The sequence below is a fragment of the Leuconostoc carnosum genome (genome assembly GCF_007954525.1).
Lineage (GTDB): Bacteria > Bacillota > Bacilli > Lactobacillales > Lactobacillaceae > Leuconostoc > Leuconostoc carnosum.
Map to the genome: position 1 here is coordinate 931,288 of NZ_CP042374.1, position 15,472 is coordinate 946,759.

The 15,472-nt window shown below is 38.6% G+C and carries 13 protein-coding genes and 1 riboswitch; of the genes, 5 read left to right on the top strand and 8 right to left on the bottom strand.

Features of this window, described 5'->3' with window-relative positions; translation table 11 throughout:
• The first annotated feature begins 92 nt into the window (after positions 1-92).
• Positions 93-425, top strand: a complete 333-nt coding sequence (locus FGL89_RS04625) for a VOC family protein (RefSeq protein ID WP_014973586.1) — start codon at positions 93-95, stop codon at positions 423-425.
• Positions 426-526: 101 nt separating this feature from the next.
• On the opposite strand, the gene FGL89_RS04630 is transcribed toward FGL89_RS04625, so the two are convergent.
• The 4 genes from FGL89_RS04630 to adhE form a co-directional block, all read right to left on the bottom strand.
• Positions 527-1,810 carry a chloride channel protein gene (locus FGL89_RS04630; RefSeq protein ID WP_014973585.1) on the bottom strand — a complete coding sequence of 428 codons (1,284 nt, stop codon included), beginning with the start codon at positions 1,808-1,810 and terminating at the stop codon, positions 527-529.
• A gap of 210 nt (positions 1,811-2,020) precedes the next feature.
• Positions 2,021-2,521 carry an Rrf2 family transcriptional regulator gene (locus tag FGL89_RS04635; protein WP_014973584.1) on the bottom strand — a complete coding sequence of 167 codons (501 nt, stop codon included), beginning with the start codon at positions 2,519-2,521 and terminating at the stop codon, positions 2,021-2,023.
• A gap of 76 nt (positions 2,522-2,597) precedes the next feature.
• Positions 2,598-5,012, bottom strand: coding sequence for a YhgE/Pip domain-containing protein (locus FGL89_RS04640; protein WP_014973583.1), 2,415 nt, complete (start codon positions 5,010-5,012; stop codon positions 2,598-2,600).
• 114 nt (positions 5,013-5,126) lie between these two features.
• Complete coding sequence (adhE, locus tag FGL89_RS04645; protein ID WP_014973582.1) at positions 5,127-7,829, bottom strand: bifunctional acetaldehyde-CoA/alcohol dehydrogenase; 2,703 nt, start codon at positions 7,827-7,829, stop codon at positions 5,127-5,129.
• 311 nt (positions 7,830-8,140) lie between these two features.
• On the opposite strand from adhE, the gene FGL89_RS08625 reads away from it, so the two are divergent.
• Together FGL89_RS08625 and FGL89_RS04650 are read left to right on the top strand one after the other, a co-directional pair.
• Positions 8,141-8,317: a hypothetical protein gene (locus FGL89_RS08625; protein WP_167317321.1), complete on the top strand. Its 177-nt coding sequence runs from the start codon at positions 8,141-8,143 to the stop codon at positions 8,315-8,317.
• Positions 8,318-8,508: 191 nt separating this feature from the next.
• On the top strand, positions 8,509-9,192 hold the full coding sequence (locus FGL89_RS04650; protein ID WP_014973581.1) for a DUF6198 family protein: 684 nt from the start codon (positions 8,509-8,511) through the stop codon (positions 9,190-9,192).
• Between the two features lie 53 nt (positions 9,193-9,245).
• Here the strand turns inward: FGL89_RS04650 and FGL89_RS04655 are convergent, their stop codons facing one another.
• The 4 genes from FGL89_RS04655 to FGL89_RS04670 all read right to left on the bottom strand — a co-directional run bounded on the left by FGL89_RS04655 (position 9,246) and on the right by FGL89_RS04670 (position 12,799).
• Positions 9,246-9,722: a DUF805 domain-containing protein gene (locus FGL89_RS04655; RefSeq protein ID WP_014973580.1), complete on the bottom strand. Its 477-nt coding sequence runs from the start codon at positions 9,720-9,722 to the stop codon at positions 9,246-9,248.
• Positions 9,723-9,806: 84 nt separating this feature from the next.
• Complete coding sequence (locus FGL89_RS04660) at positions 9,807-10,385, bottom strand: folate family ECF transporter S component (RefSeq protein ID WP_014973579.1); 579 nt, start codon at positions 10,383-10,385, stop codon at positions 9,807-9,809.
• A 43-nt stretch (positions 10,386-10,428) separates the two neighbouring features.
• Positions 10,429-10,533: riboswitch (THF riboswitch) on the bottom strand.
• A 67-nt stretch (positions 10,534-10,600) separates the two neighbouring features.
• Complete coding sequence (gene ubiE, locus FGL89_RS04665) at positions 10,601-11,311, bottom strand: bifunctional demethylmenaquinone methyltransferase/2-methoxy-6-polyprenyl-1,4-benzoquinol methylase UbiE (protein ID WP_014973578.1); 711 nt, start codon at positions 11,309-11,311, stop codon at positions 10,601-10,603.
• A 48-nt stretch (positions 11,312-11,359) separates the two neighbouring features.
• Entirely contained in the window at positions 11,360-12,799 is a 1,440-nt protein-coding gene (locus tag FGL89_RS04670; RefSeq protein ID WP_014973577.1) for an o-succinylbenzoate--CoA ligase, read from the bottom strand.
• Positions 12,800-12,888: 89 nt separating this feature from the next.
• On the opposite strand from FGL89_RS04670, the gene FGL89_RS04675 reads away from it, so the two are divergent.
• Both FGL89_RS04675 and FGL89_RS04680 read left to right on the top strand, forming a co-directional pair.
• On the top strand, positions 12,889-13,329 hold the full coding sequence (locus tag FGL89_RS04675) for a CopY/TcrY family copper transport repressor (protein ID WP_014973576.1): 441 nt from the start codon (positions 12,889-12,891) through the stop codon (positions 13,327-13,329).
• The gene (locus FGL89_RS04680) at positions 13,319-15,379 is read left to right on the top strand and encodes a copper-translocating P-type ATPase (RefSeq protein WP_014973575.1); all 2,061 of its coding nucleotides are present in this window, start codon (positions 13,319-13,321) and stop codon (positions 15,377-15,379) included. Before FGL89_RS04675 ends, FGL89_RS04680 begins: the two co-directional genes overlap by 11 nt.
• Positions 15,380-15,472: the final 93 nt, after the last annotated feature.

The window sequence follows — 15,472 nt, forward strand, 5'->3', positions numbered from 1 at the left end:
TGCACCAAAAATATCAACATATAATAATGACAAACAAACAGGATTTAGAAAAAGTTGAAAATTAACCTCATTCCGTTATACTTATAAGTATTATGAAACCACGTAAACTCAACATCAAAACAGTGCCAGCTAGTGATACAAACCGCGCCTATCGTTTTTGGCGTGACGTATTTGATCTCCCCCAATCCGGGCACCAAAGTGGTCGCCATCTCATGCTAGATGGCGAAGATATTATTTTTGTGCCGGGCCAACCTACAGATAAACTCGAACTCTTGGTTCGAGATCATCAAGATAATTTGAAAAAGCATTTACGCAATAATTTTGTACCAATTGTTGGTGAACCCAAAGAACGTTTTGGTAACAAAATTGCTTTCCAAATATCAGATTCTGAAGGTAATCTAATCACGATAGAATCTAACAAATAAACAATTTTAAATTCTCACTTTGCACCAAGTTAAATATTTTTCAATTCATAAAAATAGCTCACAGCTTCCTCATACGAGAGACTGTGAGCTATTTTAGCATGCTAATATGACCTTTTATTAGTCAATCGCTGAATGACTTGTTTCGAGACAGCAATAGATAGCAAGGTGCCTATGGCTAATGGCAAAAATGCAGAATAATCGAGATGACATATTTCAATAATCATAAACAATGCCATAAATGGCGCTTGTTGTGATGCAGCAAGTAATGTACAAGCACCAATGACTGCACATTGCCAGATCACTAACGCAGGAAACATAGGCAATAAAGCCAATCCAATCGCAGCACCAACAACAGCACCAATGGCAATAGCAGGTGTTAATGTTCCACCTGCAGCACCGAAGCGAATAGTTAATGTTGTTATAATAATTTTACCAATGGCACCCAATAATAATATGATCAAAAAATGTTCTTGCTTACTATTTATTGCTAGCTGAGCTAATGAACGACCATTCCCCATAATTTCTGGTAATTTAAGAGACACCAAACCAGTAATTACTGCTATTAATGGTAGCTGCCACAATATATGTGAATTTTTTGTTTGTCTTTTTTCTGCCCATTGAAAGAGCTGCCGACATAAGCCACCAATCAATCCACATATCGGCGCTAAAAGTAAAACAAATACTAAACTAGCTAACGAAAATTTAGCATCACCAATCAAATAATACGGCTTAAATCCCTTAGCTGTTGACCCAACAAACATTGCAATTGTCGACATTGTTAAACTGACCGTAACAGTCCGTAAAGATAATTTTTTCAACAACACCTCAACGCAGAACAGCATCCCCGTAATTGGCGCAATATATATACCCGCAAATCCAGCACCAGCAGCGGCTGCAATTAATAACTGTCGATCTGCTGTCGATAACGGTGATAGTCGTGTTTTGGCTAACAGGCTCTGCCATCGTTGTGCTAACAAAGCACCTGCCTCCCGAGGGGCTAATTCACGACCTATCGAGCCACCAACACCAACATAAAAAATCTGTGTGATAACATGTATCACTGTTTGCCACCAAGGCATCTGTTCACCAGCCAACGTCTGCTTAATACTAACCATTGGTTGACTCTTAGTGCGTAGCAACCACCATATAATGGCAGCTATAACCCCACCAATGGTCACTGATAGTAATCGCGTCCTCGGTGCCGTACTAATTGGTGATGGTATTTTCGCAGTTTCTTCATAATGCAAAAAAAACTGTTCCACCCATTCAAGAAACAATCCCAAAAATAGAGAACTTAATCCAACCAAAATACCGAGAACAATAGTTGACGCCGCTAAGGTAATTATCACTTGTTGCTTAGAATAAAAAGAGGCCGTACCGTCCATATTTTTGGAGCCACCTTGTACCATTTGCTCACACCATTCTTTCAAAATATTAAATCATGACTTCTTACATGAAGCGAAAATAACTAAGTTACCATGTTATCTTAAGCTTTGTATTAAAATGTTCACTAATCAATATCAATATTATATTGCTAAAACACCACCACCACAATACTGCACTATCTCATTAAAATAAAAAAGCGGTAAATATTGTTAATTTACCGCTGACTGTCGCCAATCAATTTTACCAAATTCATCAACATTAATATGTTGTAATAATTTGGCAATTGTATAATTTTGTAATTTGTTTTTGAAATCTTGCTCTGCTTCATTAAATACAGATAGTACATCATCTGTTGCAACTTCCAATGCCTGTTGCACATCTTCCACGCGATTATCGGACTCTTGACTCAAGAAAATACGATCTGCTAATTGTGTTGAATGAATAAAACTTCCGGCACCTTCTATTGCTTGGTAGACATCAAGCAAAGTAATTTCAGCAATTGGTCGCGCTAACTTGAAGCCACCTTCTTTACTAGCAATCGCTTCCACGATACCAGAAACAACCAATTTCCGCATTGTTTTCTTCAAATAAGATTCCGAAACCTCTAGACGATCACTGAGCAAATAGCTTTTAACCGGTAGATCATCTTTTTGCAACGATAACATCACCAAAACAACCAAACTTTGTTCAACTGCACTTGACATTTTCATAATATTCTCCAGTGTCTCACTCTACCACCACTTAATGAAGTATAAAACAGCATCACTCATATCATTCTACTTCGGCTTATTCTGCCCAAATCAACTGATTATGTCGCAGTTTCCAATGATAAACACCCCAGGTTAATACCATTGACACAACACCTATAGTTAGCAAGATTGTCAAATCATTAGCTACACTGCCACCGATAGAAATTGTTTCACGGAAAGCGTGTACAGAATAGGTCATCGGTACCCAAGGATGGATAGCTTGAAAGAAACCATTTGATAATTCAATTGGATATGATCCTGCACTGGCACTCAGCTGAAGGACCATCAAGACCAGCATAATACCCGATCCAAGCTTACCAAATAATACATTGAATAACAAGACAAGTTGATTAAAGGAGAACGCTGCCACCAGTGCTACAACAAATACCATCACTGGACGCGCAGCATTTAATCCATCAACCAATACTAATAGCGTCGTCATCACTACAGCTTGCCCAATCCATACTGGAAAATTAACGGTTTGTTTATCTGCCCACCAAGCAAAACCACTTCTTGGTTTCTTGGCAACAGTCATAAAGTCATAAATTGTACTTAACGTAATCATACCAACAAACAAACCAACTGACATCATATATGGTGCCATGCCTGTCCCATTATTTGCAACATTGGAAAGATTTGTGTTCGCACTTTTAGTGGGTTGAGTTAATGCATCAACATTACTTTTATCGTTATGAACTGCTTCTAATTGAATCGCACCTGTAGCAAGTTTTTCAGCCAATGTTTTCGTACCAGATTGTGCTTCATTCAAGGCCGAAGTTGCTTGTGCTGTGCCAGTTGTCAATTGCTGAGCACCACTATTGAGCTGACCAGCGCCACTATTAAGTTGCGCATTTTTAGCTGATAACTGGCCCAACCCACTATTCAATTGACTCGTACCTGCGGCTAACTGTGAGTTGCCACTAGCGAGTTGATTCGCACCAGTATTGAGTTGTGATGAAGCGGCAGTTACTTGTTTCTGACCAGCATTCAGAGTAGCTGCTCCAGTAGCTAGTTTTTGAGCGCCAGGTACAGCTTGTTGTGATAAACCACTACTGATAGTTATTAAACTACCGTTCAAAGTCTTGATGGCTTGTTGCGCATCTGAAGTTGCTTGTGCCCCTTGACTTAGTTGTTGTAGTTTAGGTAGTACAGTAGTTAGTTGACTTTGCAAATTTTTTAAAGCTGGTAAGGCTTTTTGAAGCGGTTCTAACGATGATTGTAAGTTTTTAGCTGCTGCACCACTAGCAACTAACCCCGTGTTCAATTGATCTGATGTTTGAGAAATATCTTGAAATTGTTTAGCAGCAGAAGGGTTTTTGGCGAGAAATGCGGCAAAGGCCGGATCTTTCATTAATTGTCCGAATTGTGCTTTCATCTTGTTTCCAGCTACCGCTGAACCTGTTAGACTAGTGTTCAATTGATTTGAGGCTGCCGTAATTGCGCCATTATCAACATTAACAGTTGTTGTAGGGATATTATTCAAAGTGGACTTCAAATCATTCAATCCACCTGTCAATTGTTGTAGCCCATTATCGAGTGTCTTTAAACCCCTTGCTTTAGCTTTCTGTTGCGTATCAATTTGATCACTGACCGCTCTCAATTGATCAGCTAATTGCTGAGCACCAGTGGCTAATTGTTGACTCCCTGATTCTAGTTGAGGTGCACTTTTAGCTAACTGAGAGGTTCCGGATGCTAATTTATTGGCCCCTGAAGCCGCTGAAGCAGCACCGTTTACAAGTTTATTAGAACCACCATTAGCTTGCGATACACCGTTAGTATATTGCGATAACCCATTAGCCAATGTTGATGTGCCAGAGGTCAAAGTCTGCGCACCATCATGCAACTTAGCACTGCCATCAGCAAGCTGACCCAGCCCATTATTCAACTGATTTGCGCCATTGGATCCAGATTGGAAACCCTTTTGTGAAGAATTAGTGGCTGACAAAATCGTTTCATTATAAACTTTCTGTAGTGATTTTGTCACACTAGCTTGTATCTTATCGGCAGCAGAACTCGTCATTTTTTCAGCGATGAAACTTTGTCCGGCATTATGGGCGATAGCAATTTTTGAAGTCGTTGGTTTCTTATCTAATAACGAACCAGCATTTTTTGTAAAATCGCTAGGAATGGTAATTGTCATGTAATAATGACCTTGTTTTAAACCATCTTTTGCTTTTTGAGCAGACACTTCGCGCAATTTCAACGGTTGATCTTTCATCAGTTTATCCGTTAAATCTGTACCCAAATGTTGTGTTTTACCGTTTATTTTGGCTGCTTTATCTTGATTAACAATAGCCACAGGCAGATTATCTACTTTACCATACGCATCCCACAACGATGATAAAAAAATAACCGCATAAATACTAGGAATTAACGTGATTCCTACTAATAATAATTTTAAACCACGTAATTTACTAATGCGCTGCCATTCCGCGCTTCGCCAAAATTTCATAACGCCACCCCTTTATTTTCGTGTACTTTAAATATCTATGGATATATTATATACACGGTTAGGGATAATTGTAAACAAAAACACCAAAATTTCTTTTGATGTTTTGTGGACCTTTTATAATTGATCTCTCAATAATTGCTTAATTTCATCCAAACTTGGTTGGCGTGGGTTACCAGGTGTGCACTGGTCATTATAGACAAGATCTGTCAACGCATCAATGTTACGTTCCAAATCTGCCTTTTTAACGCCGTTACCAGTTAGTGTCTGATCAACTTCAACTGACTTAGCCAACTTCTTAATGGCTGTAATCAAAGCATCAACTAATTCAGCATCCGTGCTGCCCTTCAAACCAATATGACGTGCAATATCGGCGTAATCTTTTTGCGCTGTGTAAGTTTCATAACGTGGGTAAGGCGTACGCTTAACGTTACCTGTGACCGCATTAAACTTAATAACATGTGGCATCGCAATAGCAATAGCCAATCCGTGTGGTAATTCAAATTCACCACCAACTTTATGTGCCAAAGAATGATTAATACCTAAGAAGGCATTGGCAAATGACATACCAGCCAATGTTGAGGCGTAGTGCATCTTTGTACGTGCTGTTTGACCTTCTTTAGTCGGGTTCTTTGGATCGTAACGGTATGATTCTGCTAAGTTATCAAAAATCAACTTAATAGCTTGCAAAGCCCAAGGGCGTGTGAATTCTGATGCCATCACTGACACGTATGACTCCAAAGCATGAGACAAGGCATCTAGTCCAGAGAAAGCAACGGTACGCTTTGGCACTGTCATAACAAACTCAGGGTCAACAATCGCAACTTCAGGTGTCAATTCGTAGTCGGCCAATGGGTACTTCACATGAGTTGTATCATCAGTAATCACAGCAAATGGTGTTACTTCAGAACCTGTACCTGAGGTAGTTGGAATGGCCACCATTTGTGTCAAACGTGCATGATAGAATTTTACAATACGCTTACGAATATCCATGAACTTCTGTTGCAATTCCATGAATAACGCTTTGATTTGCTCTTCATCCTCCAAAATACCTTCGTTACGTGTTGAATACTCGTACAAGAAGCGACCAATCTTACCGGCGTCAAGTGCTGAACCACCACCTAGTAGGATAACTGTATCAGGCTTGAAAGCAGCCATTTGGCGAGCAATATCCACAGCTTGTGACAAGGTTGGATCTGGTTTAACTGAACCGTAAATATTTGTTTCAACTTGTTCTTGACGGAGTTCTAACTGACTCAGAACTTTACCAACGAATCCAAATTGTACCATACCAGGATCAGCTACAATGAAAGCACGATTGATTGAAGGTAAATCTTGTAAATAAGTAATCGCATTTGATTCATAGTAAACTTCTTTTGGTAGTCGTACCCACTGTGGGCGGTTACGACGGCGAGCTACTGTTTTAATGTTAAGCAAATCATATGTTGATAAGTTATGAGACAATGAATTTTTCCCCCATGATCCGGTACCAAGCGTCAATGATGGGCGCATAGCATCTGTATAAATATCGCCAACGCCACCAATTGAGTCAGGTTGGTTAACCAAGATACGTGATGCCCCAATAGCATCAGCATATTCTTTAATAAATGGATCATCTTGTGAACCAATTTGAATAGCCGCATTGTGACCAGCACCTTGATAATTTAACAAAGATTGCACTGTATCAATAGCTTCTTGGCGCTTTTCGACTTTATAAATAGAAAGCAATGGTGATAACTTTTCTGAAGACAATGCTTCACCAATATTTTTTTGATCTAATTCAAACAGCAAAACATCTTTGCCTTCGGGTACTTTAACACCAGCTTGCTCAGCAATCCAGCGTCCTGACATACCAGCAACCGGTCCAGCAACACCGTAACCTTCGGCATTTGCTTTGAAGACATAGTCAGCAATTTTCTTGTAATCTTTCTTAGGAACTAAGTAAGCGCCTTGATCTTGCAACTTTTTTAGTACTTCATCATAAATTGGTGATTGAATGACTGCTGAGTTTTCTGTGGCACAGATCATACCATTATCAAAACGTTTTGATAATAGTAAGTCAGAAACTGCACGATCTGTATCCACAGTTGCATCAAGATAAATTGCGCCGTTTCCTGCACCAACACCCATTGATGGGTTTCCTGATTTCAACGCTGCATTGACCATTGAAGGACCACCGGTAGCCAAAATTGAGGCGATGCCTGTATTTTGGATTAAAGCACTTGTACCATAAATTGAGGGCTTCTCAATCCATTGGATAAAGTTCTTTGGTGCGCCAGCCTTAACTGCAGCTTCATAAACGATCTGGGCTGCATGTGCTGATGATTTCTGCGCTTGTGGGTGGAAAGCAAAGATAATTGTATTACGTGTCTTTGCTGTTAACATTGACTTAAAGATTGTTGTTGATGTTGGATTCGTGGTTGGTACGATACCAGCTAACACGCCAAGTGGTGCAGCCAATTCAACCTTCCCTTGAATTTTATCTTCATTAATGACACCAACTGTCTTATCAAACTTAATCGCATTATAAACTGATTCAGATGCAAAACGATTTTTAGTATCTTTATCTTCAACCACACCACGACCAGTTTCATCATGTGCTTCGTGAGCCAATACCAATGAATTTTGCGAACCAGCTAACGCCATAGCCGCCACAATTGTATCAACTTGTTCTTGTGTGAAAGTTGAAAATTCTGCTAACGCCTGTTGTGATTTTTTAACTAACTCGGCAGTCATTTTTTCAGCTTGTGCTTGTAAATTTGCCTTTTCTTCTGGTGTTAAAACCTTTTTTTCAGGTTTCTTTTCAGTTGCATTTGCCATCGTATGTACTCCTTTTTGTTTGCTCATTTATTAACAATATAAGTATATAACACCTTTGTTAAAAAAGCAACAATCTATCATAAAACATTTTAAAACGCATATAAAATAGCGTTTGTAAGCGATTACATCGCCTAATTCAATCTTGTGCATTCATTTACAAATCACTTGTTTTTAAGCGCTTACTAGCTTATAAAGTCATATCAGAGATTTATTTACCACAAATCAACATGCATTCGTGAATTCAAACAAAAAATTATCTAGACCAGTTATTTTTCAACTCGCAACCTTAGGTTACACCCTACGCAAACAATATGTTACAGCTATATTTGAAAAAGCATTCCCCTACGATTAATTATCTGTATAATCATAATTATCCTTATTTCTCAATGATATTATTGAATACGTTATCCAATAATAAAGCCATAGAAATATCAGAATTTATTCGTGGCTATCGTGCTGGGAAAAAGACAGCTGATAAGGCTCACTGACAATTGTTCGAAACATCATTTTAAAAGTCCTTAGAATTAATCAATTCTAAGGACTTTTAGCTTGTATTTTTATTGAATACCTATCCTAGGTAGTAATATTTAACGTCATTAATGCGTTTCAAAGCATAAAATGCATTACTTACTTTGCCATTACTGCTATAATTAATTAGTATCATCTCTGGGAGAATACTATGTACTATATCGACGGACAATTTTATCCACTAGGATTAAAACAAAAAATAAGTTTTTTCACTATCTCACTAGTCATTAATTCATTTGGCAATGGTTTAAGTGTTGCAACTGCAATGGGATCAGCACCTTGGACTGCTGGTGCAGCAAACTTGGCTCACATTACAGGGTGGCAAATTGGTATTTTCCTAGCTATCTTTGCAACGGTTGTTGCTTTTCTAAATATGTGGTTAGCCATGAGCATTAATTGGCCACGTTTGATTGGAAATGTTTTTTTCGGCCTGTCTTTTAGTTTTTTGGTCAGTGTTTTCGCTAACTTTTTTGTCAGTTTAGGTGTCGATTCTCTAGCCTGGTGGTGGCGTTTACCACTAAATTTCTTCTCAATTTGGACAATTGGCGTCGCAATTTCAATTTATCAACGAACCAACTGGATTTTACATCCTTTAGATGATTTAACCAATATTTTACGCTTTGATTACTTTCATGGTAATGCATCAAAAGCACAAATGAGCAATTTCATTATTGCCATTGCAATATCACTCATAGCTTTAGCTGTTAAACACAGTGTTGTCGCCTTAGGTATTGGCACATTATTTGCTTTTCTATTCCAAGGTCGTAATATTGCTTGGACAGACCGCCACATTTTCAAACACCTCGTACATGGTGATATTCACGGTAATTCGTAATCTAACCTTATATTTTATCAATAAAAAAGCGCCGACTTCTCGTCTACGCTTTTTTATTGGTATTTAGAACGTTTATTCGTTTTAGTAAACGTAAGCCACAGTGTAAATAGTAAATTTGGTACCATCAAGAAAGATTCGTAAGGCACTATGTCTAGGCCTAACGCGAGTAAAATTCCTGCCGCAATACAAGCTATAATGATTGGTAATAGTTGCCACCAACCTGAATAACCCATATCATGCAGTCGCCTAGTTTTTAAAGCTAGATTAGGCAAAATAACCACTACTGACATACAAACAGAAATCACTAATACCACAACTACTGTTTCTAAAAAAGATGATGAATTATTCTGAAAATGACCATGTTGACCAAAAAAAGTACCTAGTCCTGCAATAAGCACAATCACTATCGCTAAACTGATGTAAATTAATCCCCAAAACCAAGCCATCCAATTGTAAGCACTACGCGAACTTGAGCCTCGAAATGTATGGTACTTCTTAAAAAAATCAACTAATGATTCCCAAGCCGACATATATACTCCCCCTAAAATCAAATATTATCATAACATTGTTTGATTTTTATCACAATAAAAAAAACAGCCTAAGCTGTTTGACAATTATTTATGAAAAATCTGTTTTGTTGCCTGTTTCACTGCTGTATTATTCAAGAAAGCATAGGTAATGATAACTTGAATAGGATACATCATGGCAGACTTAATCGCACGTGGTATTAATAATGTAATAAATGAATCAACCGTGTGCACATGGGAATACATAATAAATAGCCATACTGTATTTAACCCAACATTCACAACTAGTGTAATTAACCCAACTGCCATTAATATTCTCAGCCAACTGACATGTAACTGTTCATAATAAAACAGTGCATAAATGAACGCCGCAACAATAGCACTCAATGTAAAACCAAGAAAAAATGTACCACTTGGATTCACAATGGTAGCATTAACGACATCCAATATAGCCGCAATAAACATTGTCCATATAGGACCATACCATTTAGCAATCAGTGACATCGCAACAAACACAAAACTCACTTTAAGAACATTCGTTCCAACAGTTAGTTTCCCAAGAGCTAAATCAAGCCCCATAAGCAAAGCAAGTACCACAAATTGACGAATGTCTAATTTGGGTAAAGTCCAAGTGTCCCTAACACTTGTAGAATTTTGAACTGACATAGTTCTGAACCTCCGAGTGGAGTGTTCACCGAAAAAGGTACATTTTGGTGAATGTGATATCCGCACCGCATAAATGTTTTACCATTTACTTCGTTGAAGGCCCACATTCCGTTTCCTTCACACTTAACGCGCAGATATCTACCCCGTTTATTTTGTCATATTGACTTCCATATTATAACATCTTTCAACACGAACAATGACAAAACAATTATTAATTACTTTGTGGCATAATGTGCTGCAGCCGCGCCTAAATTAAAGCGTGAAATGGTTACTTTTTTAAAGCCCGTGTTTAACATCAGCTTACCAAGCGTCATATAGTCCATAAAATTTTCAGTTGTTTGATCTAAATATTGATATTCAGTATATTTTCCATTAGCAAATATTTTACCGAAAACAGGCATCACTTTACCAAAATATAATTTCCAAAATGGTTTGATTATACGATTATCAGGTTGTGATGTTTCCAGTACAACTAATTGACCACCTGGTTTTAAAATACGAAACATTTCTTGCAAACCTAGTGTTGGATCTGGTAAATTTCGCAAGCCAAAACCAATTGTTACAATGTCAAATGTATGATCATCAAAAGGCAAAGCCATTGCATCCCCTTGTACAAGGGTAATTCTATCAGGGTAATCACTCAAGTCCACCTTTTTTTGACCAATAGCCAACATTTCTTCACTAAAATCAAGACCAGTGACGTGAGTCGTTTCATCACTACTATCAGCCAAAGCCAAAGCCCAATCGGCCGTACCTGTCGCTAAATCAAGAATTTGTGCGCCCATAGGTATTGTCATCTTAGACATAACCTTTTGACGCCATTTTTTGTGTGTACCGAAAGAAATAATATTATTCATTTTGTCATATTCAGGCGCAATTGTATTAAACAATGCCTTTACATCTGTATTTTTGGGTGATAAAGCCATATTATTTAAGCTTGATACTGTGACATGTTCTCAAGCTTTCCTCCTCTGTTATTGTAATTCCTCTAATTCAGGTACGTCTGCTGCGAAATAACGTCTTTGCACTTTCCCGCTAGCCGTACGATACCATTGTTTAGCAACGTAAAAATGCTGTGGTACTTTATAATGCGCTAATTTTTCTCGACCAAATTGCCTTAATTGACGCGCAGATACATGCGTATCTGAAACGACTGCAACTGGGACTGAACCCCACTTATCATCAGCCACGCCAAAAACAACTATCGCATCCAATCCCGGCATGTTGGCGTATGCTGACTCTACTTCATCTGGAAAAATATTTTCACCACCAGAGCTAATCATATCCCCTTCACGCCCTTGAATATATAAAAAGCCATCCGCATCAAAATAACCAAAATCTTCTGTATTAAACCAACCATCTACTATATTATTAGATAATTGCTGGGAATTATTTAAATACCCTACCGTCAAGGTTGGCGTTTTGATCCAAATATTACCGGTAGTCGCTGGCTGACCTTGAGTATTACGTATTTCAACTGACACTGGGAATAGTGGTTTGCCAACAGATCCTAGTTTAGTTGTTATACTAGCGGCATCAAGTGCCACAACTTGTGATGCTGTTTCTGTCATACCATAGGACTGAATAATTGGAATTTGATGTGATTGTGCCTTTTCTAACGTTATTCGGTTTGTCGGCCCACCACCTAAAAGCATGGCTCTAAACTGCCGATTATAATTGGCATGCTCAGATAACTGACCCACTAATTGTTGGAGCATTACCGGTACAACAGACATTGTTGTAATTGTATCATGAACTAACATATGGTTGATTTTTTCTGCATCAAATTTATCTATTAATATCACGTGCATACCATAAATCAAACTACGCATTAAAATGGAAAAGCCGCTAATATGAAAAATTGGTACAACCGCCAGCCAACTATCTTCAGCTGTCACACCAAGGTTCAAAGCACTGCCCACTGCTGACATAAAATGATTATGAAAAGTTTGCATCACACCCTTTGGTCGATTTGATGTACCTGAAGTATACATGATGCTCGTGACAAATTCATCAGGAAACTCGGCCATTGGCTGTATCTTTTTCCCTTCAGGTAGGGATGAAAATTTTAATTGACGATTAACAGCCAATACCCCATCATAGGCATCATCCGTTAATAATAACGTGACACCTGCATCCTGTAGCTGATAATTAACTTCATCAACGGATAACCGACGATTGATAAATACAATTGTTTGACCTAATTGTTGCAATGCCATAATTACTAAATAACCACTCAAGTTATTCGTCATAATCACTGCAATTTTGTCATTTTTGTCACCGATGGCTGCAATTCTACCAGCTACTCGGAGTGCTTGTTGATTCACTTCTAAAAATGTTAATTCTTTGTCTTGATAAGTTACGGCCACACGATTCGGTGTTAGACGTGAACGTTTTGTCAGCCAGTTTTCCATGATGTTAACCTCTTTAATAACTATACTATCATACCATTACTGACAAATTTAACCTTGCATTTATTAATCTACAGTTGTAAACTAAAGATATGATAACACATGAACAAACAATGACAACAAGTGAATGGGAAGTAATGCGCATCATATGGACATTAAATGAGGCCACCAGTAAACAAATTATTCATTTTATGCGCCTCAAAAAGAACTGGGCCCCTTCCACTGTCAAAACGCTCATTACCCGTCTACAAAAAAAAGGCTACTTAACTGATAATGGTGCGCCACGCGACCGTCTCTATTTACCGATTATCAGCGAACAAGAAGCCATGCATCATACACTAGCACACACAATTGGCGCGATGTGTGCGATGTGCGTTGGTCAGTCACTAGCAGAGGTGCTGTCTGATATCACACTGTCTCGCGATGACATTACCCAATTACAAAGTATATTACAAAAGAAATTAACACAAGCACCAACCACAGTTGCCTGCGATTGTTTACCAAAAGAAAGGATCACTCACCATGTCCACTAATCCACACAATCATCAAATGAATCACGAACAAGAAAATCACATGTCCCATAATCATTCACAGCATGATGAGACATCACATATGTCACATGACATGGCTCATATGTCTATGACTAGTCCGGGTATGGCATCAATGGACATGCATGATATGAAGCGTCGTTTCTGGTGGTCATTTGCTTTAATGATACCAATCATTATCATCACACCTTTTATGGGCATCACACTGCCATTCACTCTAACATTTCCCGGTAGTATTTGGTTAACAGCTATACTATCACTCATCCTTTATATCATTGGTTCCAAACCTTTTTTTGAGGGTGCCAAAAATGAAATCAAAGCCAGAAAACCAGCCATGATGAGTTTAATTACTATGGGGCTATTCGTTACTTTTTGGTATTCCATATATGCCCTAATTGTAAACCAACTGTTTCACGTGGAACATATCATGGATTTTTTTTGGGAATTCGCGACTTTGACCGTCATCATGTTATTAGGCCATCGTATTGAAATGACCGCCACAATGCAAGCCGGCGACGCGACATCCAAACTTCGGGCACTCTTGCCCAATATTGCTCATGTCAAACATGGTAATGAAATCATGGATATCCCCATTGCTACGCTTAAAAATGACATGGTGATACAGGTATTGGCCGGCGAAGCTTTTCCAGCTGATGGCACCGTACTAAGTGGGTATAGCCAAGTTGATGAATCGCTAATGACTGGCGAAAGCCAACTCATCGACAAAACTAAAAATAGCCCTATTATAAGTGGCACAATAAATGGTAATGGTACATTAGACGTTCGCGTGACCAATGTCGGTTCGAAGTCTTTTATTGGTCAACTACAAACGATCTTATCAGATTCACAAGACAAAAAATCGCGTGCAGAAACACTCGCCGATCGCGTTGCATCTTACCTTTTCTGGATTGCTCTGGCTTTTGCCATCACTGCGTTCGTTATTTGGACTTATTTACGCGGTGTCAGTGCAGCAACCAATATCGCAGTGACCGTTCTGGTCATCGCTTGCCCCCACGCATTGGGTTTGGCCGTACCGCTAGTTATTCAACGTACAAAGTCAATTGCCGCATCACAAGGTATTCTAATTAAAAACCGCAAAGCACTGACAGCTGGTAATCATTTACGATATGCTTTAATGGATAAAACAGGCACCCTGACAACCGGTCAATTTACCATCACACGCATTGTCACATATGACTTCGACAAAATGAAAGCTATATCTATCATGGCTGCCCTTGATAGACAATCAACGCATCCACTCGCCAAATCAATTGTTAACTATGCTAAAAGTACTAACGCACCGCATCAGCATGCCCAGCACGTAGAAAATATTGCAGGGTACGGTGTCTCTGGTATGATCGATGACATGCACTACTTATTAGTTTCGGCACGTTATTTAAAAGAAAACCAGGTAGCATTTACACCACTGACAGATGACGGTTCAATTTCGTATCTCTTGCGTCATAACCAAGTCATTGCTGCAGTCGTTCAAGGTGACACTATTAAAGATACTGCAAAAGATTTCGTCGGTCATCTCGTAGCACAAGGTATTCAACCCGTGTTAGTTACTGGTGATAACACAAAAGCTGCTTCAGCTGCAGCCGAAGCACTCGGTATTACAGATGTTCATTCACAAGTTTCGCCTCAAGAAAAAATTGATCTCATCACACAATACCAGGCTCGCGGTGATGTTTTGATGATTGGGGATGGCATTAATGACGCGCCTGCTCTAGCACAAGCAAACCTATCCATTGCCATTGGTGCTGGTACCGAAGTTGCTCAAGCATCTGCCGATGCTATTTTAATTGCTGACCAATTGCCTAAAATCATTACTTTCCTTTCACTCATCAAACATGCCAATGCAAAACAAATCCAAAATCTATGGTGGGCAACAGGTTACAATATCATTGCCATTCCATTGGCGGCCGGCGTATTTGCATGGATTGGTTTAATGATCAATCCAATGTTTGGTGCCATTGCCATGTCAATATCTACTGTTATTGTTGCCTTAAATGCATTAACACTAAAATATTAAAATGATTAACACAAAAAATTATGACTTAGCTATTCTTTATGTTATATTAATTTTTCTAAGTCATTTAACAATTACTTAATCTGGACGTGTATA